Source organism: Streptomyces sp. NPDC058289 (assembly GCF_042880975.1).
Lineage (GTDB): Bacteria > Actinomycetota > Actinomycetes > Streptomycetales > Streptomycetaceae > Streptomyces > Streptomyces stoeckheimensis.
Map to the genome: position 1 here is coordinate 52,793 of NZ_JBHVYI010000009.1, position 25,155 is coordinate 77,947.

General features: G+C 70.3%; 23 protein-coding genes and 2 pseudogenes. 11 read left to right on the forward strand and 14 right to left on the reverse strand.

From position 1 onward, the window contains the following. Positions 1–36: 36 nt before the first annotated feature. Positions 37–516, reverse strand: coding sequence for an MSMEG_6728 family protein (locus ACFVX6_RS06560; protein ID WP_389688616.1), 480 nt, complete (start codon positions 514–516; stop codon positions 37–39). Positions 517–774: 258 nt separating this feature from the next. Between ACFVX6_RS06560 and ACFVX6_RS06565 the strand changes: the two genes are divergently transcribed. From ACFVX6_RS06565 to ACFVX6_RS06575, 3 genes are all read left to right on the forward strand, one after another. Then, complete coding sequence (locus tag ACFVX6_RS06565) at positions 775–1,119, forward strand: plasmid stabilization protein (RefSeq protein ID WP_389688618.1); 345 nt, start codon at positions 775–777, stop codon at positions 1,117–1,119. A 109-nt stretch (positions 1,120–1,228) separates the two neighbouring features. After that, a complete protein-coding gene (locus tag ACFVX6_RS06570; RefSeq protein ID WP_389688620.1) occupies positions 1,229–1,681 on the forward strand; it encodes an SRPBCC family protein in 453 nt (150 codons plus the stop codon). Further along, the gene (locus ACFVX6_RS06575; protein ID WP_389688622.1) at positions 1,674–3,263 is read left to right on the forward strand and encodes a phytoene desaturase family protein; all 1,590 of its coding nucleotides are present in this window, start codon (positions 1,674–1,676) and stop codon (positions 3,261–3,263) included. Before ACFVX6_RS06570 ends, ACFVX6_RS06575 begins: the two co-directional genes overlap by 8 nt. A gap of 142 nt (positions 3,264–3,405) precedes the next feature. On the opposite strand, the gene ACFVX6_RS06580 is transcribed toward ACFVX6_RS06575, so the two are convergent. From ACFVX6_RS06580 to ACFVX6_RS06600, 5 genes are all read right to left on the reverse strand, one after another. Next, entirely contained in the window at positions 3,406–4,521 is a 1,116-nt protein-coding gene (locus tag ACFVX6_RS06580) for a glutamate--cysteine ligase (protein ID WP_389688624.1), read from the reverse strand. A gap of 23 nt (positions 4,522–4,544) precedes the next feature. Continuing rightward, positions 4,545–4,760, reverse strand: a complete 216-nt coding sequence (locus tag ACFVX6_RS06585) for a hypothetical protein (protein ID WP_389688626.1) — start codon at positions 4,758–4,760, stop codon at positions 4,545–4,547. A gap of 138 nt (positions 4,761–4,898) precedes the next feature. After that, positions 4,899–6,179, reverse strand: coding sequence for a peptide ligase PGM1-related protein (locus tag ACFVX6_RS06590; protein WP_389688628.1), 1,281 nt, complete (start codon positions 6,177–6,179; stop codon positions 4,899–4,901). Positions 6,180–6,202: 23 nt separating this feature from the next. Next, the gene (locus tag ACFVX6_RS06595) at positions 6,203–6,907 is read right to left on the reverse strand and encodes a DUF6766 family protein (RefSeq protein WP_389688630.1); all 705 of its coding nucleotides are present in this window, start codon (positions 6,905–6,907) and stop codon (positions 6,203–6,205) included. A gap of 82 nt (positions 6,908–6,989) precedes the next feature. Then, entirely contained in the window at positions 6,990–7,448 is a 459-nt protein-coding gene (locus tag ACFVX6_RS06600) for a hypothetical protein (protein ID WP_389688632.1), read from the reverse strand. Positions 7,449–7,855: 407 nt separating this feature from the next. Between ACFVX6_RS06600 and ACFVX6_RS06605 the strand changes: the two are divergent. Continuing rightward, positions 7,856–8,170: pseudogene (locus ACFVX6_RS06605) on the forward strand (molybdopterin-dependent oxidoreductase); the annotation flags it as partial. Between the two features lie 214 nt (positions 8,171–8,384). Beyond that, positions 8,385–8,621 carry a molybdopterin dinucleotide binding domain-containing protein gene (locus tag ACFVX6_RS06610; protein WP_389688756.1) on the forward strand — a complete coding sequence of 79 codons (237 nt, stop codon included), beginning with the start codon at positions 8,385–8,387 and terminating at the stop codon, positions 8,619–8,621. A gap of 195 nt (positions 8,622–8,816) precedes the next feature. Here the strand turns inward: ACFVX6_RS06610 and ACFVX6_RS06615 are convergent, their stop codons facing one another. The 4 genes from ACFVX6_RS06615 to ACFVX6_RS06630 are packed head-to-tail and all read right to left on the reverse strand — an operon-like array spanning position 8,817 to position 12,441. Then, positions 8,817–9,341 carry a SixA phosphatase family protein gene (locus tag ACFVX6_RS06615; RefSeq protein WP_389688634.1) on the reverse strand — a complete coding sequence of 175 codons (525 nt, stop codon included), beginning with the start codon at positions 9,339–9,341 and terminating at the stop codon, positions 8,817–8,819. A gap of 31 nt (positions 9,342–9,372) precedes the next feature. Then, positions 9,373–10,176, reverse strand: a complete 804-nt coding sequence (locus tag ACFVX6_RS06620) for an SDR family NAD(P)-dependent oxidoreductase (RefSeq protein WP_389688636.1) — start codon at positions 10,174–10,176, stop codon at positions 9,373–9,375. A 9-nt stretch (positions 10,177–10,185) separates the two neighbouring features. Further along, positions 10,186–11,322 (reverse strand): NAD-dependent epimerase/dehydratase family protein, encoded by a 1,137-nt coding sequence (locus ACFVX6_RS06625; protein ID WP_389688638.1) that lies wholly within the window; start codon positions 11,320–11,322, stop codon positions 10,186–10,188. Positions 11,323–11,349: 27 nt separating this feature from the next. Continuing rightward, complete coding sequence (locus tag ACFVX6_RS06630) at positions 11,350–12,441, reverse strand: DNA topoisomerase IB (protein WP_389688640.1); 1,092 nt, start codon at positions 12,439–12,441, stop codon at positions 11,350–11,352. A 1,149-nt stretch (positions 12,442–13,590) separates the two neighbouring features. Between ACFVX6_RS06630 and ACFVX6_RS06635 the strand changes: the two genes are divergently transcribed. The 5 genes from ACFVX6_RS06635 to ACFVX6_RS06655 all read left to right on the forward strand — a co-directional run bounded on the left by ACFVX6_RS06635 (position 13,591) and on the right by ACFVX6_RS06655 (position 16,325). After that, a complete protein-coding gene (locus ACFVX6_RS06635) occupies positions 13,591–14,442 on the forward strand; it encodes an MBL fold metallo-hydrolase (protein WP_389688642.1) in 852 nt (283 codons plus the stop codon). A 184-nt stretch (positions 14,443–14,626) separates the two neighbouring features. Then, entirely contained in the window at positions 14,627–14,782 is a 156-nt protein-coding gene (locus tag ACFVX6_RS06640) for a DUF6131 family protein (protein WP_389688644.1), read from the forward strand. A 183-nt stretch (positions 14,783–14,965) separates the two neighbouring features. Then, positions 14,966–15,316 carry a hypothetical protein gene (locus tag ACFVX6_RS06645; protein ID WP_389688646.1) on the forward strand — a complete coding sequence of 117 codons (351 nt, stop codon included), beginning with the start codon at positions 14,966–14,968 and terminating at the stop codon, positions 15,314–15,316. A gap of 114 nt (positions 15,317–15,430) precedes the next feature. Next, positions 15,431–15,796, forward strand: a complete 366-nt coding sequence (locus ACFVX6_RS06650) for an STAS domain-containing protein (protein ID WP_389688648.1) — start codon at positions 15,431–15,433, stop codon at positions 15,794–15,796. 13 nt (positions 15,797–15,809) lie between these two features. Continuing rightward, positions 15,810–16,325, forward strand: a complete 516-nt coding sequence (locus ACFVX6_RS06655) for an ATP-binding protein (protein WP_389688650.1) — start codon at positions 15,810–15,812, stop codon at positions 16,323–16,325. A gap of 109 nt (positions 16,326–16,434) precedes the next feature. Here the strand turns inward: ACFVX6_RS06655 and ACFVX6_RS06660 are convergent, their stop codons facing one another. Then, positions 16,435–17,370 (reverse strand): SigB/SigF/SigG family RNA polymerase sigma factor, encoded by a 936-nt coding sequence (locus tag ACFVX6_RS06660; protein WP_389688652.1) that lies wholly within the window; start codon positions 17,368–17,370, stop codon positions 16,435–16,437. 276 nt (positions 17,371–17,646) lie between these two features. Between ACFVX6_RS06660 and ACFVX6_RS06665 the strand changes: the two are divergent. Continuing rightward, positions 17,647–17,841 (forward strand): annotated as a pseudogene (locus ACFVX6_RS06665) (IS5/IS1182 family transposase); the annotation flags it as partial. A gap of 96 nt (positions 17,842–17,937) precedes the next feature. Here the strand turns inward: ACFVX6_RS06665 and ACFVX6_RS06670 are convergent. From ACFVX6_RS06670 to ACFVX6_RS06680, 3 genes are all read right to left on the reverse strand, one after another. Continuing rightward, positions 17,938–18,264: an L-rhamnose mutarotase gene (locus ACFVX6_RS06670; protein WP_385335233.1), complete on the reverse strand. Its 327-nt coding sequence runs from the start codon at positions 18,262–18,264 to the stop codon at positions 17,938–17,940. Next, positions 18,261–21,482, reverse strand: a complete 3,222-nt coding sequence (locus ACFVX6_RS06675) for a discoidin domain-containing protein (protein ID WP_389688654.1) — start codon at positions 21,480–21,482, stop codon at positions 18,261–18,263. The genes ACFVX6_RS06670 and ACFVX6_RS06675 overlap by 4 nt, the downstream gene beginning before the upstream one ends. Positions 21,483–22,254: 772 nt before the next feature. Next, positions 22,255–25,155, reverse strand: a complete 2,901-nt coding sequence (locus ACFVX6_RS06680; RefSeq protein ID WP_389688656.1) for an ATP-binding protein — start codon at positions 25,153–25,155, stop codon at positions 22,255–22,257.

Here is a 25,155-nt window from a genome sequence, read left to right on the forward strand (position 1 = left end):
CCGGGGCCCGACCCCTCCCCACAGGGGGCCCCGCGCTCACGGCACTGCGTCCGCACCCCGGTCGGACCGGGGCCATACGTACGGCAGGTCGTCAGGTACGCCCGGGAAGCGCTCCCGGTAGAAGGCCGGATCCTTGCGCACCAGCGCGGACTGATGGCTTCGATGGAAGTCCGGTGCGCCCAACCACGGCGGCACGTCCCCGTCGGCGGCCAACTCCTCCTGCGTCCGTGGCGCTCCCCCCGGCCGCCACGCCGCGAAGTCCTGGACCAGAGTGACTGCACAGGTATCGGCACGTCCCTCGGCGGTCCACACCCCGCAGATCTCCAACCCGTACCGGACGAGAGCCTCCTCGTACCCGGCCCACATCCGCACCGCGGGGTGCCTGCGCCATCCGTAACCCGGAACGACCAGGCCACGCAGCACCTGCACGGCCTCGACCCGCTGCTTGCCGAGCCTTCGTACATCCAGCACGGCCGCCGAGGCGTCGAACGCCGGAAACGGAAGGAACGTCTGCACGGAGTCTCCCTCCGATACGGCGGTACAACCCGCGGCCCACTGCCGTGAGGGCACAGTGCGAGCCTGGCAGAAGTCCCGGAGTAACGCGCCCGCACCCATCCCGTCGGACGATCGGATCCCGGTCTGCCCAGGCGCCCCAACGAACGGCACGGCCCGACCTCGCGACGAGAGCTCCGGGTCCGAATTGCGTGAGATGCGCCGCGATCGGGGTACGCGCACCATGACCGTGACATCACACCGTCGAAGAAGGGTTCCGTCATGCCCCGAGGTTCCAGCCCCAAGCGCGAGCGTCAGTACGAACACATCAAGGAGTCGGGCGAGAAGCGCGGTATGTCGGAAGGCCGTGCGAAGGAGATGGCCTCCCGAACAGTGAACAAGGAACGCGCCCGATCGGGGGAGAGCAAGACGGCGAGCCGCAGCTCCACCCAGGGCAAGTCCGCCTCGCAACGCGGCGGCGAGAAGTCCCGTGGCGGCGGCAGCTCCTCCGGCGGCAGCTCCTCCGAACGTACCAAGGACGACCTCTACGAGGAGGCGAAGAAGCGCGGCATCGAGGGCCGTTCCACGATGACCAAGCAGCAGCTCAAGAACGCCCTCGGCCACTGACTGCGTGACGCGTCCTCGGGTGGCAGGGCCCGTCTTGCCCTCTCCTGGCCCGGGTCCTGGTCGCGCTATGCGCCCCGTCCAAGCCGTTCCGGTAGCAGCAGGAGTCCCCGTGGCCGTCCGTCATCAGCTCATCCGGCGCCCCCCTCGAAGTGTGTGGGCCGTACTCGCAGACCCGACCCTGTACGGGGAATGGGTGGTGGGCCCGTCCGAGTCCACACCGCTCGATCAGCTCTGGCCGGACGTCGGATCCCGGCTCCGCTACACCGTGCGGCTGGGCCCCTGGTCAACCGAAGGGGTGACGACCGTACGCCACAGGGAACTCGGCAAGGAACTGGAGTTGGAGGCGTCCTTCAAGGTCCTGGGCACCGCGAGGATCTTCCTCCAGCTCCGGCCGTGGGGCGAGGAGACTCTCGTCGTCTGCGACGAGCACCCGTTGCGCGGTCTGGGAGGGGCCCTGCACAACTCCGTCATCGAAACGGCCCTCCAGCTCAGGCACCGGGGCATGCTGGCCCGCCTGGCCAGAGTCGTGGAGCAGCAGTCGGGCGAGGTGCTCCGTGCCTGACGCGGTGGTGATCGGCGCCGGCCCCAACGGATTGGCGGCCGCGAACCTGCTGCTCGACGCCGGGTGGAGCGTGGAGGTCCTGGAGGCGCAGGAGGAGCCCGGCGGAGCCGTACGCAGTGACCGCCAGGTGCACCCGGACTACGTCTCGGACGTCTTCAGCGCCTTCTATCCGCTGGCCGCCGCCTCCCCGGTCCTCGCGCGTCTCGACCTCGCCGCGGAGGGCCTGCGGTGGAGCCACGCCCCGTCCGTACTGGCCCACCCGCTGCTGGACGGCAGGTGCGCGGTGCTGGAGCGCCGGGTGCAGGACACCTGCGCCGGCCTGGCCGGCTTTGCCGCTGCCGACGCCGACGCCTGGGAGAACTTGTACCGAACGTGGGCCCGGGTGGGGCCGGACCTCGTGCAAGCCCTGTTCACGCCCTTCCCCCCGGTCCGCTCCGGAATCCGCCTGGCCGCGAAACTCCGCGCCTCCGGCGGCCTGCGGCTGGCCCGCAAGCTGGCCCTGCCGGTGCGCCGACTGGGCGAGGAGGAGTTCGCCGGGGCCGGTGGCCGACTGCTGCTGGCCGGCAACGCGCTGCACGCCGACCTGGCCCCCGAGGCGGCCGGCAGCGGCGGATTCGGCTGGCTGATGTCGATGCTCGGACAGAGCCACGGCTTCCCGGTCCCCGTCGGCGGAGCCGGCGCCCTGACCGGAGCCCTCGTGAGTCGCCTACGCCGCCGCGGAGGCGTCCTGCGCTGCGGGGAGCGCGTCGCGTCCGTCGTCGTACGCGGTGGCAGGGCGGTCGGGGTCAGGACCGCGGGCGGGGAATCCGTCAGCGCGCGGCGGGCCGTGCTCGCGGACACGTCGGCGCTGGCCCTGTACCGGGACCTCGTCGGCGAAGAGCACCTTCCGTCCCGCCTCCTGCGGGACCTGGAACGCTTCCAGTGGGATTTCGCGACGTTCAAGGTCGACTGGGCACTGACCGCCCCGGTGCCGTGGACGGCGCCGCAGGCAGCCGGAGCGGGCACGGTCCACGTGGCCGACGGCGTCGACGGCCTGACCCGGTTCGCCGCACAGATCGCCATGGGGCAGGTCCCCGACGAGCCTTTCGCCCTGTTCGGCCAGATGACCACCGCGGACCCCACCCGCTCCCCCGCCGGGACGGAGTCGGCCTGGGCCTACACCCACCTCCCGCAGCACATCGCCTCCGACGCCGGCCCCGACCACATCACCGGGCTCTGGGACGCCCGCGAAGAGGAAGCCATGGCCGACCGCATCGAAGCACAGGTGGAACGCTTCGCGCCCGGCTTCCGCGGGCTCATCGGCGCCCGCCGCATCCTGGCCCCCACCACGCTGCAGGCCATGAACGAGAACCTGCACAACGGAGCCATCAACAACGGCACGACGGCCCTGCACCAGCAGGCCATCTTCCGCCCCACCCCCGGCACCGGCCGCCCCGAGACCCCCGTCAAGGGCCTCTACCTCGCCTCTTCCGCCGCCCACCCCGGCGGCGGCGTCCACGGCGCCCCGGGCGCGAACGCCGCACGGGCCGCTCTGCGCGCGCACGGCCTTCGCTCCCTCCTCCACCGCGCCCAACGCGTTTGACGCATACGGCCGTGTACGACGACGCGTGTGTCCCGCATGCCCACGCTCCCCCGAAGCGGCTTCGAAATCCGCTGCAGATGATCGGGGTCATCGGTCAGGGCCCTCGGCCACAGCCAAAGTCCTGCCCGAGCCGCCGCGCGCCTCACGGCCGGAGCGTGATCTCCGCACACCGAGTGACGACGGATGCGAGTTCCAGCCCCTCGGCGTGCAGCCGGCGCTGCGTGCGGGCGCCGTTCCCCCGTTCGTAGAGGTGCGCGACGCCCTCCCGGACCCGCTCGTCATCACCATGGTCCTTCAACGCCTCGCGCACGTGCCGGTACAGGACCTCGACCGCGTTCTCGGCAGACGTCTCCCGCATGGTTTCGGGGTGCAGCAGGGGACCGTCCAGGCCGGACCGGCCGGCCCGCCAGGACGCCAGCCGCAGCAGACTCGTACCGATCCTGGCCGGAGGCCGTCCGTCCTGCCAGGCGCTCGCCCCGGTCTCGACGAGGCCCCGGATGAGGGCGGCGAGCAGGACCGGCGTGGAGGCGTCCAGGCAGACGTCGGCGACCCGGACCTCGACGGTGGGGTAGGTGGCCGACAGGCGCGCGTCGAAGTAGATCATGCCCTCGTCGCGCAGCACTCCGGTGTCGATCATCGCGCGGACCTGCTCGTGATAGCGGTCGGCGGAGCCGAAGATGTCGACCGGGCCGGCGGACGGCCACCGGTTCCACACCCGGCTCCGGTAGCTTCCGTACCCGCTGTCCCCGCCCTGCCAGAAGGGCGAGTTCGCGCTCATCGCCGTCAGGACGGCCAGCCAGGGCCTGATGTGGTCCAGGACCGCCACACCCTCCTCGTCGGACGCGACCGACACGTGGACGTGGCACCCGCACGTCAGCTGCTCCTGCGCGGTCAGTCCGAACTGCTCGCCCAGCCATCGATACCGTCGTCCGACGTTCAACGACGGCGTGACGGGCAGCGGGGATGTCGCGACCGCCGCCACCACGGCTCCGGCACTCACCGCGTGGTGCGCCGCCTCACGGCGGATGCGGACGATCTCCTCCTGGAGCTCACCCATCTCGGTGACCGGCTTCGTGGCGAACTCCAGTTGCTCCTTCTGCAGTTCCTTCTCGAACTCGTGGTTCCGTCGACCGCTCGTATCGGGGCGCTGCCAGGCAGAGCGCTCCGCGGCCGCCAGCACCGCCCCCGACACAGCGAGCGGAGCACCACTGTCCGCGTCCACGAGCAGCAGCTCTTCTTCCACGCCTACGCTTCGCATGTCGCCGCCTGTGCATCGAACCGTCAGATGCCCCGCGCCTGCCCCGCCACGCCACGCCCATGCCGCCGGGCGTTCTCCATCAGCACGTTCATCTTGGCGTCGAACCGCTCATCGGCCGCGTCCAGGTCCCTCAGTTCGGAAAACATCCACAGCACGACGTGGTGCTCCTCGATGCTCTCCAGGACGTGATCCTTGGTGTCGGGCGCCGCCTCTTCCTTGAGCAGCACGATCCCGTCCACCAACGCCTCCAGACTTCGCAGCACCGGGTGGCGCGGCCGGCCACCCCAGGCTCGTGTACCCGGCGCACCCTCGGAGCGCTCGTCCGAAACCAGGCTTTGGCCAGGATGGGCGACACGCCTACGCCGTCCGCTGTGGGGTCAGCCACCCTCGAATTCGAAGACCTCGGCCAACGCAGCTTCCTGCTCCTCCACGTCGCCGACGCTCCTGGCGATCACCGCGTACCGCCAGGAATGACCGTCGGGCGGCGCGTCGGCGTAGAGGACCACGCCTTCTCCACGCTCCGGGTGGAACGCGAGGCGGGACGCGCGCAGCCGGACGAGGGCTGTTTCGAAGTCCATGGGGCTCCGCGTCCAACCCTTCGACACCGACCAGGCCGGTTGGGGTTCGGCCGTTCCCGCGGTCAGGCGGGTGACCATGGCGTGCGGGGTGGTGGTGGCCGTACGACGGATGTTGCTCTCGCTCGCGTACACGACGCCGTCCGCGTCGACCAGTCCGTCGAGGCCGAAGGGCCCGCCGTAGCCATGGACGGCGAGGTGGCGGCCCAGGGCCGTCCCCCACTCCTCCAGTTCGCCGGCCACGTGCGCGCAGGACGGCGGCAACGGAGAGGCGTATCCCGTGAAGGAGCCCTTGACCGTGCGCATCGCACCGCTGAAGAGCGCGCGTGCCCCGGCGGCGGCCACGTCCATCTGAATACTGACCGACTCGGCTACGTCGAGGCACTCCTCCACCACCCACAGACCCTCGGGCCCGCCGACCGTGTCGAGCAGCAGACTCGCCCCGCCCCTCAGATCGTCGCGGGACACGAAGCGCATTCCGTGCCCTCCCGCCGAACGGTCGGGCTTCACCACGACACGCTCGTGGTCCCGCAGGAGTTCGCGGGCCACGTCTTCGGTCTCCGGGCGCCGGCACATCCGCCCCACGGGCAGCCGCAGGCCCAGTTGCCCGGCCGTCTTGCGGAAGCCGGTCTTCGTGTTGAGCAGCATGGTCGTCCGCAGCGCTACCTCGGCGGCCTCGACCGATGGATACGGGTGCACCGTGATGCCGATGTCCCGGGCGAACGCGATCGCCGACGCATCGAGCGCCGTCGGCAGCAGCGCCGCACCCCGGTCCCCCGCGAGAGCACGGAGGTGCTCGACGAGGCCGGCCTCGCGCACCGCCTGCGCCATTGGAACGGCGCCGGCCGGTGGTACCTCGACGACCGCCACCGATTCCGGGGGCACCCCCGTCAGGTCGTACACGTACCGCAAGAATTCCCGGCTCAGCGGCACGGGAGTGACGAACACGTCCCCCGGCCGGAGCAGCCACGCCTTCCGCGGCGCTTGCTGGGCCCACGTCGTCAGGATCTGACCCTCGTCGAGATCCACCGCCAAATCGGAAAGGAAGTTCGCGAACACGACGATCGGTGCCGTTTCAGTCACCGCTCTGCTCCTCACCGCAAGCGTCATCCCTCGACGCCGGTCGACGTGTGGGCGGCGCCCACCGGCTTGGACTCGGGTGAGCCGCGCTGGCGGAGGTAGACGGAGAGGATGACCATGGCGGCAACCGCCAGGAGCTCGGACTGCCAGTTCTGCAGGGTGCGGCTCCAGAAGTCGGGCAGGGTCAGGTACGTCCCCCAGCCGACGGGGTCCTGGAGCTGCCGGAGCCGCTGTTCGTCGTACGCCGCCGTGCCCGCGACCGACTGCGCGAACCAGGACCCGATGAACAGACACCCCATGACGACGCCCAGCGAGCGGGAGTACAACATCTGCCGCCAGTCCTTCGTGCCCGCCCAGCGGGGTGAATCCTTCCTGGCGTGATCGCCCAGGTGCTGCTCCCGATCGGACTCGGTCCCGATCTTGTGGAGTTCCTTGGACTCGGGTGAGCCCCGCTGGACGAGCCATACGGTGCCGAAGATGTAGAGGAAGAACTGCAGGAATTCCGACTGCCAGTTCTCCGTGACGTCCACGGCGAAGTCGGAGGTCGTCACGTACTCCCCCAGACCGATCCGCTGGAGACCGTCGACGGTCAACTGGTCGTTGAACTCGGCGTGTCCGGCGAAGGCCTGCCCGACCAGGACCAACAGGAACGCGATTCCGAACGCCAGGGTGAGGCTGTTGTCCCGCCAGAACCCGCTCCGTCGCGGTTTCCCGCGCGCGTCGTCGCTCATCGCTGCATCGCCCCGATCGCGATGAAATAGCCGAGCCCGCCCACCACCACAACGAGACAGGTCACGAAGAGGAAGCGCATCCTCAGCCGCCCTTCAGCACGCACTGGTAGGGCTGCTGTTCCCCCTGCGGGGTGCAGCCGGCCGCAACGACCTTCCATCCCCCGTCGAACTGCGACAGGAACATCGTGTCGCCGACGAGTCTCAGCATGGCCTGCCGCCCGTGCACCTCGGTCGTGCGGACCGCACCCGCCGTCGGCAGCTCCTCCGCACCCAGCGCCTCTCGGCACGCCTTACCTTCATCCTGCTCCAGCTGCCCGCGCGTCTCGGGCGCCAGCAGCCCACAGGCGGACTCCTGGTCCCCAGAGGCCAGGGCACGCTCGAACCGCTCGCCCGCGGCCCGTGCCCCGTCCACCCGGGCCTCGGGTGCTCCGCATCCTCCGAGGAGGACAGCGGCCGTGCCTGCGCACAGGAGCGCGCCCACTGCGCGCTCCAGCGCCGGTCTGCCCGGCGAAACCGCTCTGGACAACGGGATCAGGTTCACGCGACCTTCCTCGGGGCACCACCACAGCGACATCTCGTACGTATGCCCCACCACTACCCACGAACCCCCTCCGTTCCCGCCAGACCACCCGACCAGCCGCGCAGCCGCGCAGCCGCGCAGGCGACGACCGAGTGCGTCGAGCTCTCGAATGATGCATCCACGGGCTCGACGGGAGCGTGGAGCGGCTTGGCAAGGGCAGGCGCCCTTCATGGAGGGAGAACCGCACCGCGAAGACGCGGATGCGCCGATCCTGCCCCCGGACCGGATCGCCGAGCCGGCGGGCCGTCGCACCCCGTACGGGCGGGGGGGGGGAGCCGTGGCCAGAACGCGTGGACTCGTTCTTCCCCGACTCCCCCTCCGGGGCGGACGACGAAGGGCCCGCGCGTGTCGACCATTGGTACGTGACCGCCTCGAACTTTCACTCGAACGGGGACGCCATGGAGCTGGCGGTCCGGGACGGCCGCCTGGTGGGCGTCCGGGGTGTGGCCGGCGACCGGGTCAACCGGGGGCGCCTCGATCCCACAGACCTCTACGGCTGGCAGTCGATCGCCTCACCGGACCGTCTGACCCGGCCCCTGGTCAGGGAAGGCGGCGTCCTGCGAGAGACGGACTGGGACACTGCAATGGACCGCATCAGGGGCCGTACCCGGGCGCTCCTCGACGGGCCGGGACCCGAGTCGATCGGCTTCTACACCAGCGGTCAGCTGTTCCTGGAGGAGTACTAGGCCTTGGCCGTCATCGCCCGCGCTCCGCGACCGCGGCGGGATCCAGTGGCCCTGCACCGCCGAGCACCCCGACGGCACCGAACGCCTGTACACCCGCGGCGACTTCCGCAGCGGGCCCGAGGACTGCGAAACCTACGGCAAGGACCTCCGCACCGGAACGCCGCAGGACGAGGACGCGTACAGGTCCCTGAACCCGCAGGGCAAGGCCGTCCTGCGCACAGCCCCGTACGTCCCGCCCCCCGAAGAACCCGACACCGCGTACCCCCTCTGGCTCACCACGGGTCGCACCCTCTACCAGTTCCACACCCGCACCCGCACCGGCCGCGTCCCCCAACTTCGGTCGGCGGCACCCGACATGTGGATCGAGGTCTCCGCAGCCGACGCGGCGGCCACCGGCCTCGTCGACGGCCACCACCGGTCCGCCGTACTCCTTCGTCCTCGTCTGTAGCTTTGTGGAGGTGGACCGGCCCGCTCGTTCGGGCCGCTCACAGGATCTACGAAGTGCGCCTGCCCTTACCCGGCGACGGTATTCGCTGACGGACAGGCACCCCCGCGGCATGCCGTCATCCGCGAGGTCAACCACCTGGTCCGACCCGCCCCGCAGACACCCCGTACGGCCGGCATCGCCCCTCCCGGGCGGCGGTCAGTCGCCCGGAGCCCAGAACGCCAGCAGCCGGCCGGCCCCGGGCACTGCCTCGTTCCATGGCCCAGCCAGCGCGATGACCACAACGGCCGAGGTGGGGAATCCGTCGTGGAGCCGGCGGAGAAGGTGCTCGGGTCCGGTTCCGCACAAAGCGACGGCCAGGTCGTGGATGCCGGAGTTGTGGCCCACCAACAGCAGGTCGCTGATGTCCTCGTCCGTCTCGGCCACTACCGCCAGCAGCGCGTCGGAGTCCGCGTTGTACAGCCGGTCCTCGTACGCGACGGGCGGCGGACTGGCCAGTCGGGACGCCAGCAACTGCCACGTCTGGCGGGTCCGCAGCGCCGACGAGCAGAGCGCGAAGCCGAGCGGGAAGCCGGAATGCGCGAGCCACTGGCCCGCCTGGGGGGCCGCCTGCCGGCCTCGGTCCGCTAGGGCTCGGTCGAAGTCGGCGGCTGCGGCCTCCTTGGGGACCGACTTGGCATGCCGTACGAGCACGACCCGGCGTTCGCCTTGCGTCGCAGTCACGATCTTCTCCCTCCACCTGGTTCCGCATCGCCTACAGGTGGCTACGGCTGCCGTGGGGCCGCGCGCCGCGGGCGTGCAGAGCGGCTGCGGCCTCGGCGGGGAGCCCCCGTGTGAGCAACGCGCTGACCCTGGTGCGTGCGGAGCCGGCCACCTTTCGGGACCGGCCGGCCATGAGCGCGCGGTAGCCCTGGCGGGCGACGCGTGCGGGGTCGTCCTTCTTGGAGCGCCCGATACGGGTGTCCAGCATGCCGGCCCGGACGAAGAACCGGGTGTCCGTCGCGCCGGGCATCAGGGCGGTGACCGTGACACCGGTGCCCCGCAGTTCGTGGTGCAGGGCCTGGGCGAAGGACTGGAGGAAGGCCTTGGAGGCGTTGTAGACGGCGTTGTAGGGCCCCGGCAGCTCGGCGGCGACCGACGAGGTGATCAGCAATCGGCCCTGACCGTGTTCGGCCATGGCCGCCAGCAGGCGCCTGGACAGGTGCACCGTGGAGGAGACGTTGACGTCGATCACACGGGCCAGGTCGGTCAGATCCGTCTCGAGGAAAGGGCCGCCCCGGCCGATGCCCGCATTGAGGAAGGCGGCGCTCAGGGGACGACCGCAGGCAAGCAGCTCACTCACGAGCACCTCGACACCGTCGTACGTGGCGAGATCGGTGCGCACGGCGTGCACCTCGGTACCGTGCACGCGCAGCCGCGCCGCCGCCTCGTGGACGAGCCCGTCCTCCGCGGCCACCACGAGGTCGTATCCGTGCTGCGCGCATTCGTGTGCCAGCTCCAGACCGATGCCGCTGGATGCGCCGGTGATGAGGGCCAGAGGGCGTTCCTGAGCGTCCATGGTCTGCGGCTACCCGCCCGTCGGCCGTGCACTCCACCTCACCGCTCCGGAAGCCGACTGCTCCGATGCCCGCTGCCTGCCGGGAGAGGAGGAGGCGAAGGCTCCGTCCGCGGCGAGTGGCGCGGTGTCCATGCCCGCTCCATCCCGCAGGCCCGACAGGAATTCCTCGAAGGCCTCCACGGACGTGCGGCGGGGCTCCCATTCGAGTTCCTCCCGCGCCCGGGTGCAGTCCATCAGGGGCAAGCGCAGATCCGCGTCGAAGAGATCGGGAGAGGCCGACACCAGGCGTAGCCGCCACGCCGCGGCGAGGGCGGCCCGTACGGGACCGCTCGGCATCGGCAGGCTCCGCGCACCGAAGATCCCGGCCAGGACCGCGGCGTCCAGCGGCGGATCGGCCGCCAGGTTGAAGGGGCCGCGTACGGGGCGGGTGACGGCCGCCCGGTAGGCGGATGCCGCGTCATCGGTGTGCAGCGCCTGGAAACGCAGTCCCGGGAGATCGGGCACGACGGGGATCAACCCGGGCCGGACGAGGCGCCCGGGCAGCAGCCGGCCCGCGAAGATCCGGCGCTGCTCGGAGGCCGACTCCCGCTTGAAGAGGAAAGCCGGGCGCATCCGGACCACACGGATGCCGGGGTTGGCTCGTTCGTAGGTGTCCAGTACCCGTTCGAGGTAGGCCTTCTCCCGGGTGTACGCGGCCTGCGGCCAGCCGTGGGTCGGCCAGGACTCCGTGACCGTACTGTCCTTGGGGCCGGGAGAGTACGCCCCGACCGAGGAGGCGTGGACGAGGGCGGGTACGCGTGCGGCGGCCACGGCGTCGAACACGCGGATGCTGCCCAGGACGTTGGTGCGCCAGGTCTCTTCCGGATGATGGGTGGGCTGGAACTTCCATGCGAGGTGGATCACTGCGTCCGCGCCCGTGAAGAGCGGTACGAGGTCGCCGCCACCGGGCTCGATGTCGACCGGATGCCAGTCGGTCTTGGGCGGCCGCCAGCCGGGCACGCGCCGGGCCAGGCCGACCACCGACCCCACGGCCGGGTCATCCGAGAGCGCCTGCACCACGCTGGTTCCCACGTTGCCGGTCGCCCCGACGACCACGACGCGCGCGGCGCCGTCCTCCCGCCCGCTGCCCACTGGGTCCCGTGACATGTCCCTTCTCCTTTCCGCAGGGCTCTTTTACGCAGGTTTCTTTCCGCAGGGTTGTCGGCCGGCGGCTGCCGCCCGTTTGCGCGCCCTGCTCCGCCCCGTGCTGCCTTCGGTGAGCAGTTCGCGCACGGCCTTCTCCACCTCGCCGTGGGTGGCGGGCCGTCCGTAGTCGGAGTTCTTGCCCAGCCGGTCCAGAGCCGGCTTAACCGTCACGCCCTCCTCGTAGAGCTCCACGACTCGTGGGTTGATGTAGGAGCCGCGGCACACGGCGGGTGTGTTCCCCAGGTACGAGCTCACCTCGCGGACCGCTCGGGCCTCCGCCGCCCTGCGCCGGCCCGGCGATCCCTCGGCCACGCCGGTGGAGACGGCGAGGGCGACGGCCGCCAGGACGGTTCCGTGCCAGGTCCGGAAGTCCTTCGCGGTGAGGTCCGTACCGGACTTGAGGCGCAGGTAGTCGTTCACGTCATCGGCCTGGACCTCGTGCCAGGCCCGCGACTCCCAGTACACGAACAGTTGCCGCCCCCCGTCCCTTCGCCGGAGCAGGGCGTGCACGATGGCGTAGGCGGCCGGGTCCACCAGCGAACACGCCTGCTCCCGGCCGGACTTCCCCTGGTAGTTGAAGCAGATCTCGCCCTTGCTGCACGTGACGTGCTCGCGCAGCAGAGTGGTCAGGCCGTACGCCTGGTGGTCGCGCCGGTACGAGGCTCCGCCGATCCGGAAGAAGCCGAGGTCCAGCAGTCGGACGGCGCAGGCCAGCACTCTCTCCCGGGTCAGTCCACGGCCGCTCAGGTCCTCCTCGACGGCCCTGCGCAGCACCGGGAGCCGAGCGGCGACCTCCTGAACGTGCTCGTGCTTGGCCTGCTCCTGCCGCTCCCGAAAAAGGTCGTGGTACCGGTACTGGCGCCTCCCCGCCTCATCGGTGCCCACGGCCTGTATGTGGCCGCCCGGCCACGGGCAGATCCACACGTCGGACCAGGCGGGCGGGATCGCCAGCTCCCGGATCCGGATGAGTTCCGCCTCCCCGGTGACGGGCCGGCCCGCCTCGTCCAGGTAGCGGAAACCGCGCCCGTGCCGCACCCGGTGGTACCCCGGTCGGTCGGGTCGGCTCCTTCTCAGCCGCATGGTTCTCCCCATCTCGAACCCCCGGCTCACGAACGTCGGCGGGCAGGGCCCGGTCACACCGGCCGCTTCTTCGCGGCTCGGATCAGTGGCCGAGCTTGCGCTTCAGCTCGGCCTTGTCCGTTCCTCCTCTGTCGGGTTGAGACGGACACGACGAAGCCGATGCGCGGCCGCGTCGGGCTGCGGTCGATCGGCATCCTGAGGCCTCGGCCACCGCTTCGGGCCCGTGCAGGGCGACGGACTCACGGCCGGCGCGCCGCATGCGAACGACGGTGGCGGCGTGGCTCGACGCAGGTCAGGGAGGAAGCCGTAGCCGCCGACCAGCAGCGGCACCGTCCTGTCGAGCAGGGGAAACATGTCCGGCGCCTACCCTCGTCCACTCCTGTCATTCTTCGGGACCTGCATCGGCGGTCTCCTCGCCGACGAGACCGCCCTGGTAACCGGGCATCGCCTTTGGCTGTGCGGCGACGACCGTCCTCCTGGGGGACATCCTCGCCACCACATCCGTACGGCATGCATGGGACGAAGGCCGGTGTCGGAGGGCGGACCGGACACGGGCCCGGCCAATGAGACAGGTATGCCACTGCCCGAACCGGGCAGGCACACCGCGACGCCAGCGCCGAGAGGGACGGCTTCGGGCCGTGCGTTCGACTTCCCAGCCCAGCACATGGGGACCACCGATGGACGCTGAGACGCCCGAGGGCAATCCTGCGGCGAATCGCTCACCGACCGGGAGCCCGGTGGGCGTTACGAGTGTTTTCCGTGAGGGCAGGGCCATCGGCGACGGAACGGCACCGAGCCGGCCGGCCGCCGGCCTACTGGAGCAGGCCCGCGACCGAGGGTTTCCGGTGGTCTGCGCCAACGACAACTTCGGAAGGTGACGCTCCCGCCACGGGGAAATTCTGGAGACGGCCCTCGCCGGCCCGCACGCCGGTCTCGTCGAGCCGCTCAGACCCATCCACGACGACCTGGCCGCCGCAGCCCTGCGCATGATGGAAGTGAACATGTCCGCCCGCATCGTCCCCGCCCTCGACGCCCTGCGCTGAGCGGGCAGGGCCCGTACGCATGAATCGAGCCCCTCGCCGGGCGTGCGGCTGCCGATGGCGGGAGAGTGGTCTGGGGGACGCACCCGACCATGAGGGAAGTGCCGAGATGTCCGAACGCGTTGCCCTGTCCTACGAGGTCCTCATTTCGGACGGCGTTCCCAGAAGGATCGATCTGCGGCTTCCGAACGGCGACGCGATCGTCTCCTCGCCGATCTCGTCCACCCTGGTCTACGGGGAGCGGGACGCCGTCCTGGTGGACCCGCCGCTGACCCATGGGCAGATCGCGCAGGTCGCGGAGGGCGTGGCACGCTCCGGCAAGCGGCTCGCGTTCGTCTACATCACCCACGGCCACCCCGACCACTGGTTCGGCACCGCGACGCTGCTGGAGCAGTTCGGCGATGCCGGCACCGTCGTGTACGCCACCGCGGGGACCATCCGGCAGATGCACGAACAGCTGAAGGGCAAGGAAGAGGGGTTCGCCAAGTCATTCGCCGAGGTTCCGGAGAACACCCCGGTCCTCGCCGTCCCCGTCCCGGAAGACGGCTTCCTGCTCGAAGGCCAGGTCCTGCGCGCGGTCGAGACCGGCCACACCGACACGGCCGACTCCAGCGTCCTGCACGTGCCGTCGATCGGCCTCGTCGTCGCCGGAGACGTCGTCTACAACGGCGTGCACCAGATGATGCTCGAAGGCGCGGGCGGCGGCCTCCAGGCGTGGCTCGACGGAATCGACAAGATCGCCGCGCTCAACCCGCTCCACGTGGTCGCCGGCCACAAGAACAAGGACCTTCCCGACGACCCGAAGATCATCGATGAGACCCGCCAGTACCTCCGGGACGCGATCCGGCTCCTTGCCGACGAGCCGACCCCGCTGGAGTTCTTCGACCAGATGATCAAGCTCCACGGTGACCGGCTCAACCCCGGCCCGCTCTGGTACAGCGGCCTGGGCCTCCTCGTCTGAGACCTACGATCACGCGCCGCACGAGCGGGCCGGTCGCTCCGGAGGAGGCCGTCCCGGCCGGACACGCGCCGCTGGGAGGGGGGTGAGGGGGCCGGGTTCCGGCACTCCGTCGGACTGGGCGGCCGCGTGGCACATCCCGGCGGCGGAACGGGGCAGAAGAAACTCGCGAGATCGGAGAACAATCATGATCGCAATCGGAATCGTCCTGTTGATCCTCGGATTCGTCTTCGGGATTTCGATCCTGTGGACCCTCGGGATCATCCTCGTTCTCATCGGTGTCGTCCTGTGGATCCTCGGCTCCGTCGGACACGCTGTCGGAGGACGGAGCCATTACTGGTAGCCGCCGATCACGTCACCATCCGCCCCGCATCCATAGGACGGCGGTCAGCCGCCCGCACGCAGGAGGGTCCGGCCCGACAGGGGCCAGGCCCTCCTTATCTGTTCGCGCCATGCGTGCGCAGCCGCGGCTCGGGTAGCCGACGAGAGCAGAAGTCGAAGACGGTCCCAGGAGAGGGGCTTCGCGATGGACGGCCCTGAGCTCTCTCGGCAGGAGCGGATCATTCTCGACGACATCGAGCAGGACCTGCGCGCCGACCAGCTCCTGGACCGCAGGCTCCGGACGCTGCGCCGCGGCATCCGCCCCTGGGCCTCTGCCTGGAACTGGGCCCGCCGCCACACGGCCGCCCTGTGCACGGGCTTGCTCGGCGCCGCCTGCGCCGCGCTGCTCGCTTGCGCCGTCGCCACTTCCTCTCCCCCGCTGATCTGGGCCTTCGCCGCCGTCTGGGTCATCACCCTCATCAGCCTGATCCGGCTGGCCATCGGCTGGTGCCGCAGGACGTCGGCACGTGAAGGCCGCTTTCGCGGGCTGCAGTGAGGCGGGCCGGGGCCCGGGCCACACCGGACCGGCCTAGCCGTACGGGTTTGGTGCCTTTTGAGGGGGTAGGCGCGAAATGTATCCGGATATGAACCCGTGCGAAGGGGGCCTCCGATGCCGACGGCGGACGAAGATCGTTTCGCGGTCGAAGTGCGGCCCGTCGACGGTGCTACCGTCCTGGCGCTGGCCGGCGAGCTCGACCACGACACCGCCGAGCCCCTGCGGACTGCTCTCGCAGCGGCCCGGGCACGGGGCGGGCAGCGGCTGCTCGTCGATTTCAGCAGGCTGCGGTTCTGCGACTCCACCGGATTGAACGTCTTGCTGCACAACCGGCTCGCGCTCCAGGAAACGGGTGGCAGTCTTGAACTGATCGGACTCCACCAGCCGGTCGAGCGCATGTTGCACGTCACCGGCGCGGACGGCCTCTTCCCACTGCACCCCGATGTGGAAGCGGCGCTGGCGAGGCGCCGGCGTGCGTAGCGGAGGAGCACCGATGAGCGAGCACCGGCCACCGGAACAGACCCGGCGTCTGGTGCTGCACGGCACCACGGATGTCGTCACCCGATGTCGCGACTTCACCCGCCGGGCCCTGACCGAGTGGCAGTGGCTGCCGGAAGCCGGGAACGGCACCGGCAGCGGCAGCGGCAGCGGCAGCACTCACGTCGACGAGATCGCTGACGACGCCCTGTTGTTGGTGTCCGAGGTCGTGGCCAATGCCTGCATGCACGCCGGCGGGCCGAGCTCACTGCTCCTGCGCTGCACCCCCGAGCGGCTGCGCATCGAGGTCACCGACGGGAGCCCGCTCACCCCGACGGTCAGGACCCCGTCCGACCCGGCCCGGCCCGGCGGTCATGGGCTGCTCATCGTGGACCGGCTGGCACGGGAGTGGGGCTCGGAGCCGGTGGACGGCGGGAAGTGCGTATGGGTGGAGGTCGACGCTCCGCCGCCCGTCCGCCGCAGCGGCGGTACGTTCTCCCCGCGGCTGGACGGAATCCCCCGCCCGGCCTGAGCCCTGTCCGGGCGGGGCCAGGGGCTCAGGCAGCCCCCGACCCCTCCGCGGGGTCAGGGGCTCCGATCATCTGGACGGCACGTTCGCACTCACACCTCGTCGTTCGCACTCACACCTCGTCCGGGTGCCGACGCGTATGCCCGCGCTCGTGCTCGGCCGCGCTGTCGCCCTCACCCTCGGCTTCGGCCTCCGCTTCGTCCGTCAGCACTCCCGCCCGCAGGCTGGTCATGATCCGGCACAGCAGCCGTGAGACGTGCATCTGGGACAGGCCCAGCCGCTCGCCGATCTCGGACTGGGTCAGCTCCTCACCGAAGCGCAGCGAGAGGATCAGCCGGTCGCGGTCACTGAGCGTGGCGAGCAGCGGCTTCAGCGTCTCCAGGCATTCGATGACGTCGTAGGCGTTCTCTTCCTCGCCCAGCGGCCGTTCCACGGGGCTGCTGTCCCCGTCCGGCCCCACGGGGACGTCCAGGGAGCCGGCGGTGTAGCCGTTGGCGGCCCGGCGGCCCTCGTCCAGCGCCTCCGTGGTGATGCCGAGGTGCTCTGCCAGCTCCAGGTCGGTCGGTTGCCGTCCCAGTTGCTGTTCGAGCGCGTCGTGGGTCTTGGCGATGTCGAGGCGCAGTTCCTGGAGGCGCCGCGGGACCTTCACGGACCAGCTGGTGTCGCGGAAGAACCGCTTCATCTCACCGGTGATGGTGGGAATCGCGAACGTCGTGAACTCGACCCCCCGCTCGACGTCGTACCGGTTGATCGCCTTGATCAGGCCCACCGTGCCGACCTGGACGATGTCCTCCATCGGCTCGGAACGGTTGCGGAACCGGCGTGCCGCGTACTTCACCAAGCTGAGATTGAGCTCCACGAGCGTATTGCGCACGTACGAGTACTCCGGCGTCCCCTCGCACAACCCGTTCAGCCGCTGGAAGAGCGCGGTGGAGAGGGTCCTCGCCTCCGCCGTACTGACGGCGAGCGGGGCCTCCGGTACATCGAGGGTCTCGGCGTACCGATCCGTACCGAGCGGTACCACGGTGTCGCTGGAAACAGATGCCATGAGTTCCTCCGACGGATGGGTGGCTACCGGCCGCCCCGAGGAGGGCGGCGGGAACCGTCGTGGTCTTCCCGAGGGGATATACCCGCACGCGGGGCCGTCTCACCCTTCTCGTACCAAAGGGGATCGCAGTGAGGCAAATATGAGCGATTCCGACCAGATCCTGAAGAAGCTGCTGGCTGGGCTCACCGCGGTACGGGACGGGGATCTCGGCACCCGGCTCCCCGACGACGCGGCCGGCCTGCCGGGCGAGATCGCGGCGGTCTACCACGGCATGGTCGACCAGCTCTGGGGCGGCTCGGCGGCCGCCCGCCAGCCTTCGGCCGCGAGGCCTACAAGCACCGGAACACCGTGGAACGCTGCATCAACAAGCTCAAGCAATGGCGCGGCCTGGCCACCCGCTACGACAAGACCGCCGCCATCTACCCCGCCGGACTCCACCTCGCCGCCATCTTCAGCTGGTCAGCCGGGTGATCCGAAGGAGCCGCCCTCGCCCCACCAACTGCTCACTGTGCCTCATCGGCACCACGGCGGGCCGGACGAAGAGTCGCATACCTCCTCTCAGGACTGTCAGTCCAGGTGGAACACCTCCGTCAGCGGTGCCATCGCCTGGTCGGCCGGCGTGCCGTCCAGGTACTGGAAGTAGCGGGACATCTCGGCCTGCCAGCGGGCGTTGACCTCGGTGGCGGACATCGCCTCGCGGGCGCGATCGAAGTCCTCGGTCTCCAGGTAGCCGACGAGCAGGCCGTCCGGGCGCAGGAACAGGGAGTAGTTGGTCCAGCCGGTGGCCCGGAGGGCGTCGAGCATCTCCGGCCACACCTGCGCGTGGCGCTCGCGGTACTCGTCGCCGAGTTCGGCCTTCACCTGGAGCAGGAAGCAGATCCGGTGCTTCGTCATGAGACACCGATCCCCGCCAGCTGCATGTAGTACACGCCGAACTGGTCGGCGGTGAGCGTGGTGCCGGTGACCTTCACGTACCGAGCGCTGGTGGCGGCGAAGGCGAAAGAATGGCCGCCGGCTCCGGGGCGCGGGTACGAGCTCCTCGACACCACGGTGGTCCAGTTCGTGCCGTCGGTCGAGAGCTGGACGGTGAAGGCCGACGGGAAGCCGCGCCCGGTGTTCGGGATGTCGTCGCGGGGGTACAACGTGACCTCGCTGATCCGTGACGGGCCGCCGAGGTCCACCCGCGCCCACTGCGTGGTGTTCGGGGAGCCGGCCCCGGCGCTGCTCCAGCCCGAGGAGTTCCACAGGTCGGTGTGATGGGTCCCGTTGGTGAGGTTGGCGGTCAGCCAGCCCTCGTTGGGGTACTCGACCGAGCTGGAGGTGGTCGCCGGGCGGCCCAGTGCCAGATCTCCGCCGACAGCCTCGATCTCCGCGAACTGCATGCGGAAATTACCGAACTGATCTCTGCTCAGGTTGGTTCCCGTCACCTTCACGTAGCGCGCGTTGGCCGTCGCGAACGCGAAGGTCCGCGCCGTGGCGCCGGGCCTCGCGTACCCGGTCCGGGTGCTGACCGTGGTCCAGTTCGCGCCGTCGGTGGAGGTCTGGATGGTGAAGTCGACCGGGAAGCCCTGACCGGCGTTGGCCCCGTCGCTGCGCGGGTAGAGGTCCACCCGGCTCACCGGCCGGGTCGAGCCCAGGTCCAGCCGCACCCACTCGGTGTGGTTGGTGGCGATGCTGCCAGAGCTGCTCCACCCCGCGGCGTTCGGCGCCGACGGCCGCTGCCCGTCGACGGCCGAGCGGATACCCCAGCCGTCGGCCTCGTACGAGCTGGAGGCGGTGACGGCGGCACTCTCGGCCGGGGCGAGAGAGGTCGGCATGATCCGGGCGTTCCAGAAGTTCGCGCTGGCGCCGCCGGTGACCAGACCCACGTCGCCTGCGGTGAACGCCGCGTCGGTGACGGTCAGCACCGGCGCCTGCCCGGTCCCGGAGTACACCCTCAGTGCGTTCCCGCGCGCCACTACGCGCAGCCGGGTGCGCTGTCCCGACACGTAGCCGGGCACGAACGCCGAGCCGATCCTTGTGCCGCTGCGGTAGACGAACACCTGGCCGTTGTCCCGCTGGGCGATCAGGTAGCCGGAGTCCAGGTCAGTGCCGTTGGCCGAACGCACCATCAGACCCGCCCAGTTGGTGCTTCCGCCGGACGAGCTCACTCCGGTGATCTGCAGGTCCACGCCGACCGAGACGTCGGTGTAGCCCCGGCCGCGCAAGTAGGAGACGTCACCCCAAATCGCCGACGCGTCGGACTGCGTGTACTGGGCGCCGCTGGTCGACCAGGCCCCCCGGGTGTGGGTCCAGAAGTGGTCGCCGCCGCTGAAGTCGTCCGTGAACGGCAGCGCCAGGTCACCGGATGCCGAGGCCAGTTCGTCGAGGAGCTGCTTGTGCCGGCCCTCGACGTTCCACCCGGAGCGGTCGTACGCCGTCGGGTTGGTGATCACCGTCTCGGCCAGGGTGCGTGCCGCCTGCGGCTTGACCGCGGCCAGCTGCTGCAGCAGTTCGAAGTCCTGTAGGCCCGCGGTCTGGGCTTCGCTGCGGAGGCTGTCGTAGATGCCGTAGGCGGCCTTGTTCGGATAGACCAGCCAACTGTCGCCGGTCTGCGGGGTGTTGAAGGTGTCGGCGGCCGGGTACGGCTCACTGAAGCCGTCGTGCCAGTAGTTCCAGCCCCAGTGCAGGTAGCCGTTGCCGCCGATCTTCCAGGTCAGCCAGGGGAGGAGCCTGGTCCCGCTGAGGTAGTTGCTGGTGAAGCGGTTCATGTACGAGCCCTGCGGGAGGATGCAGCTGTACAGCCACAGGTCCTTCCCGCTGATCCGGTAGCCCTGATAGAGGGCGACGTTCGCGTCGTAGTTCGACGAGAGCGGGGTCTGCGTCGACAGGTGAGCCGCGTCCCCGGTGAAGGTGGTCAGCTGCGCCTCGTTGGTGCGCGGGTTCGGGAAGTACTGCTCGTAGAGGGTGTAGAGCCAGTTGGCAGCCGTGGCCTGTTGCGTGGTGGTGGGCTCGTCCAGGGCGCTCATGTAGAAGTTGTTCGTCCAGCCCTTGGCGTCCAGGTGCGCCTTCAGCGCCGGGAAGAACTGCTTCAACCAGTTGTTGGTGTCCGGGCAGCCATTGGCCGGAGCGGAGTTGGGCCGGCAGAGCACGTGCTTGACCGCGCCGCTGACGCCGTTGGCCGGCACCAGTGTGTCGAGGTACGGATCGGAGGCGGGCGGCTCCAGCAGGGTCGGGGTGTAGAGGTACTGCATGGCCCCGGCGCTGACGAAGAGGTTGACGAACCGGTCGAAGGTGGACCAGCCGAAGGTGAAGTGGCCCGCGGCGTCGACGGTGGTGTCCGGGATCAGCAGGGCCACCGCGTCGGCGTAGATCACGTTGTTCCGGTGCCGCGCCATGTTCGCCGCGATGTCGGCCTCGACTTTCCACCAGTTGGCGTCGTACATCTGCACGCCGTACACGTTCGGGATCGACGCCTCAGTGCCCGCGTAGTCCCAGCCCGCCGAGGAGAACCAGTTGTTCATCTTGAACGTGGACTGCGAGGTCGGCGGGATCGTGGCGCTGTACACGGTCACCGACACCGGCACCGTGACGGCGCCCAGGCTGCTGTTCACCCTGGCGCTGCCGATGTAGACGCCCGGCGCCTGACCGGCCGGCACGTAGACCTGGTAGTAGGAGGCGTACGTGGTGTTCGCCGCCACCGACTGCGGACTGTTGTTCAACAGCGCGTCGTAGTAGGCGATCCCACCGTCGGGCGGGTTCTGGACGTTGCCGACCTTCTGGATGTTCGGGTGGTTGTACTCGTAGCGCGTGGTGATGTTCGCGGCGGGAATGACCGCGCCGCCGGGGCCGGTCAGCGCCCCGGAGGTGACGGACACCCCGGTCTGCGCCGAACCGGACCGCACCAGGATCTGCGCCCCCTCGTAGGCGTTGCGGGCCGCGTACAGCTCGATCCCGGTCGGCGCCCAGCCCGGCGGGGTGGTCGAGGTGAAGGGGCGGTCGGTGGCGTCCAGGATCCACACGGTCGGCCCGGCGGCAGCGCCGGCCTGAGGCGCGGCGAGGACGGCCAGCGGCACTGCGGACAGTGACAGTGCCAGGCACAGCAGGAGGCGCAGGGATCTGCGGCGACGCATGCGCATGGAAACCCTCCGAGCTCTGAGAAATGGCTTCGAGAGCCGAACAGGCCTTTCTTCTAAACCTGTTCGGGCCGTCCGCAATTGTTTTGCGGCGCGATTTTCGGTCGACGCGAGGCCTCGCTGTTCGGAGTCCTGGTGGCGGCGTGCGGGCAGCTCACAGCAGTGACAGCGAGGTAGGGGATGACACGAAGGGCAGCCGCTGGTCGCGCGATCGACTCGGGAATATGTGCACCCGGCCACCTGACGGCCAGCACGTTGCCCTTCGGTAAAGGGAGTATTTCCAGAATGGCGATCCACAACCATGCGAACTTGAGCAATATTTGACTGATCGTCACTGTCTGTAGGACGGGACGGGAGGACACCGCGTCCATGCCGTGCAGCTCAGGTCAGGCGAGCCCCACACGGGCGGCGGCGACGTCCCACGCGCGGATGTCTCGGCGGGCTCGTAGCGCCGCAGGCGCCGGGTACGGGCGACCAGGCCGTAGGTACGGGCGACCAGGCCGTGGGTGCGGGCCTGGACGAGGATGTTGCCGATGGCGGTGGCCTCAGCGGGGCCGGCGATGACGGGCAGGCCAGTGGCGTCGGCGGTGAGCCGTCACAGCAGGGCGTTGCGGCTGCCGCCGCCGACGAGATGCACGGCGCGGATCGCGGGGGCGTCGAGCACCCCGTCGCGCCAGGCGGTGCTCACGGGATTCACGTGCAGACGGCCGTCGGCCCCCACCGGGGACACCGACGCCGGCCCGGGCTCCGCTCCGGGCCGGCCGTGCGATCAGGCTCCGAGCGCCCGGTGCAGTCCGAGCCGGTCGGTGCCCAGTTTCGTGAAGACCGCGGACAACAGCTCGGACACCGCTTGGGCGTTGGTGTGCATCGCCCCGGCGATCGCCTTGTTGTCCATCCCCGCCGAAGCGTGGCGGGCAGCCGTGAGCTCGGCGACGGTCAAGGTGTCCTGCTCGGAGGTGTGCAGACGGCGAGGGCGCAGACCTGCCGAGGCCAACTGGGTCCTGGCCCGGCTCACGAGCCCGTCGGCGCCGCAGTCGGCAGCCAACTCCATTCCCCGGTAGGTCTGTTGTGCCGCCTGGTGCGGGTCGCCGATGGCCTGCAGGGCCATGCCGTGGTCGATGAGCGCGTGCGCGAGTTCACAGGCGGCCGGAGACTGTTCGAGGTGCTCCACCGCCTCCTGCAGCAGGCCCGCCGCCTGGGACGGGTCCGTGGCCGCGGCCGCGACGCGCAGGGCGTGTCCGATCACGCTGGACGTCCCGAACGCGCGGGCCCGTGCGACCGCTTCGGCCGCCGTGGCCCGTGCCTGCTCGGGCGCGTGCGTTGCCTGCGCGAGCGCCAAGTCCAGCTGCCAGGGGCTCCACGAGGGATTGCGCGTTCCGCGCAGATCCAGGCGCCGGCCGGCTGCGGTGAGGTGGTGCTCCGCCTCCTCGATCCTGCCCTGGGCCAGGAGCAGTTTGCCCCACACGGCCTGCGGATCGGGATAGACCACGGCCTGGGGGAAGCCGTCCGCCAGCTTGTAGGCATTGGCGATGCGCTGGGCCTCGGCGGTGTTCCCCCGGGCGAGCAGGGTCTCGATGAGGGTACCGATCGCGTACCACTGCGCCGGGATCCCGGTGCCGACGCGGTCGGCGATCTGCAGGCCGTTGCGTACGAAGTCCTCGGCCTCGGCGAGCTGCCCGCGCCGGTAGCGGACGTAGCCGAGCAGGGTGTAGACGAACGACAGGTGCGCGCCGCGCCAACCCTTCCCCTCGAACTCGACGATCGCGGTGTTGAAGAGGTCCTCGGCCCGGCCGGGCTGGTCGCAGTACATGAGCGTGACCGCGAGGACGGCAGGCACCTCGAAGCCGAAGTCCTGGTCGGTCCAGCTCATGCCCCCGTCAAGCGCCTGTTCCGCGTACTCCAGGGCGGTGGAGACGGACTCGCCGCGCATCGCGGCGTCCCAGGCCCGCAGACCCAGGATGTGCCGCTCGGCAAGACCCCGACCGGTGAGCCGCTTGGCGAACTGGGCGAGGAGCCGGGAGCGGGCGGGCGAGTTCTCCTCGTCGAACCGGACAGCGTTCCATTTGAACTGCTCAGCCTGCATGCGCAGTCGCGTACGGGAGCTCGTGGCACGCTGGGCCTCGTCCGCGAGCAGCCCTGCCGCCAGACCCAGCTGACCGGTGTGGCCGAGCGCCTGGGCGAGCCGGTACGTGATCGCCTCGCGCAGGGCCTGGTCGGTCTTGGGCTCCTCCAGCGCGGCCCTGAGCTGGTTGATCGTCGTCGCGGGCTCGTGCAGGAGGTTGGCGGATCCGAGTTCGAACAGGACCTCGGCGCGGTCCTCCACCTCCGGGGGCTCGCGCAGGGCACGTGCCAGGTAACGGCGCGCGGCATCAGGAGCGCCCGCGGAGAAGCTCTCGCGCGCGGCCTGGCGCAGCTGCTGTACGACCCACGGGTCGCCCTCGGGGTGCATCTCCAGCAGGTGGCGGGCGGCGGTCGCGGAACCCTGCCCGTCGTCGATCACGGCCTGGGCGGCCATCCCGTGCATGGCTACGCGTACACCGGGCGGGATCGAGCGGTACACGGCGGTGGCGATGAGCGGGTGGAAGAACTCCACGACTTCCTTGCGCCGTACGCCCGTGAGGACGGTCAGGATGCGTGCGGCCCGCAGCCGGTCGATGGCCTCGGCGGCCTGCGCCTCACCGAGGGCGGCCACGCCACCGACGATGCCGAGGGGGACCGCGGTGCCGAGCACGGCGGCGGCCCACGCGAGCCGGACGGTGGACGGGCCGAGCTGTTCGAGCCGGTCGATCAGGCCGCTGCCCTTGACCGCGGAAGCCAGGTCGCGCAGTTGGGGGATGTTGCCCTGGTACGGCTTCAACCCCCGGTCGCGGCCCTTCATGACCAGCTCGACCACCTCGAAGGGGTTTCCGCCGGTGATCGCCCAGCATTCGCGGCAGAACACGTTGTCCGCGTTCTCACCGAGGGCGTCGCGCACGATGCGCGCGACGGCGCTCGTGGTCAGGGGAGCCAGCTCGTGCGGGCGCGTCCCCTGGCGCCCCATGAGGGCGCGCAGCGCGCCGGCGTCGGCGGGGATCTCGTCGGGCCGGCAGGCCACCATGATCAGCATGGTCAGTTCCTCGGCGCGCGCCGCGAAGGAGGTGAGCCAGCTCAGGGACTCCGCGTCCGCCCAGTGCGCGTCGTCGACGATCAGCACGACGGGGGCGTTGCGTACCGCTAGATGCGTGACCACCCAGTCGAGTCCGTCGCGCACGCCCTGCGGGTCGGGCCCCGTCGTTCCCTTCGGGGCGGCGGTCAGCCCGAGTGCGGGTGCGATGATGCCGTACCAGTTGCCGAGCGCGTCGCGCCGTTCGTCCTCGCTCATGGCGGCGAGGGCCGGCTGGATGAGCTGGCGCATCACGTGGAACGGAACCTGCCGCTCCTGCTCGCCGCCGCGCGCGAAGAGCACGGTGCAGGAGCGGTGAGCGGCGTGGCGGCGGGCCTCGTTCAGCAGGGTGGTCTTGCCTATGCCGGCCGATCCGGCGAAGGTCAGGACACCCCCGCTGCGATTGGCCGAGCCATTGCCCGAGATGCCGCAGAGTACGTCCACCGCGCGTTGGATCGCGAGGACTTCCGCCTCCCGCTCCAGCAGGGGCTGAGTGTTCCAGCTTCTCGGTTCCGTGACCTGCGACAT

Coding starts and splice junctions, on each gene's coding strand:
- ACFVX6_RS06565 (WP_389688618.1), top strand. CDS start 775: ATGCCCCGAGGTTCCAGCCCCAAGCGCGAGCGTCAGTACGAACACATC.
- ACFVX6_RS06580 (WP_389688624.1), bottom strand. CDS start 4,521: ATGCGAAGCGTAGGCGTGGAAGAAGAGCTGCTGCTCGTGGACGCGGAC.
- ACFVX6_RS06595 (WP_389688630.1), bottom strand. CDS start 6,907: ATGAGCGACGACGCGCGCGGGAAACCGCGACGGAGCGGGTTCTGGCGG.
- ACFVX6_RS06620 (WP_389688636.1), bottom strand. CDS start 10,176: ATGGACGCTCAGGAACGCCCTCTGGCCCTCATCACCGGCGCATCCAGC.
- ACFVX6_RS06625 (WP_389688638.1), bottom strand. CDS start 11,322: ATGTCACGGGACCCAGTGGGCAGCGGGCGGGAGGACGGCGCCGCGCGC.
- ACFVX6_RS06630 (WP_389688640.1), bottom strand. CDS start 12,441: ATGCGGCTGAGAAGGAGCCGACCCGACCGACCGGGGTACCACCGGGTG.
- ACFVX6_RS06635 (WP_389688642.1), top strand. CDS start 13,591: ATGTCCGAACGCGTTGCCCTGTCCTACGAGGTCCTCATTTCGGACGGC.
- ACFVX6_RS06640 (WP_389688644.1), top strand. CDS start 14,627: ATGATCGCAATCGGAATCGTCCTGTTGATCCTCGGATTCGTCTTCGGG.
- ACFVX6_RS06645 (WP_389688646.1), top strand. CDS start 14,966: ATGGACGGCCCTGAGCTCTCTCGGCAGGAGCGGATCATTCTCGACGAC.
- ACFVX6_RS06650 (WP_389688648.1), top strand. CDS start 15,431: ATGCCGACGGCGGACGAAGATCGTTTCGCGGTCGAAGTGCGGCCCGTC.
- ACFVX6_RS06655 (WP_389688650.1), top strand. CDS start 15,810: ATGAGCGAGCACCGGCCACCGGAACAGACCCGGCGTCTGGTGCTGCAC.
- ACFVX6_RS06660 (WP_389688652.1), bottom strand. CDS start 17,370: ATGGCATCTGTTTCCAGCGACACCGTGGTACCGCTCGGTACGGATCGG.
- ACFVX6_RS06670 (WP_385335233.1), bottom strand. CDS start 18,264: ATGACGAAGCACCGGATCTGCTTCCTGCTCCAGGTGAAGGCCGAACTC.
- ACFVX6_RS06675 (WP_389688654.1), bottom strand. CDS start 21,482: ATGCGTCGCCGCAGATCCCTGCGCCTCCTGCTGTGCCTGGCACTGTCA.
- ACFVX6_RS06680 (WP_389688656.1), bottom strand. CDS start 25,155: ATGTCGCAGGTCACGGAACCGAGAAGCTGGAACACTCAGCCCCTGCTG.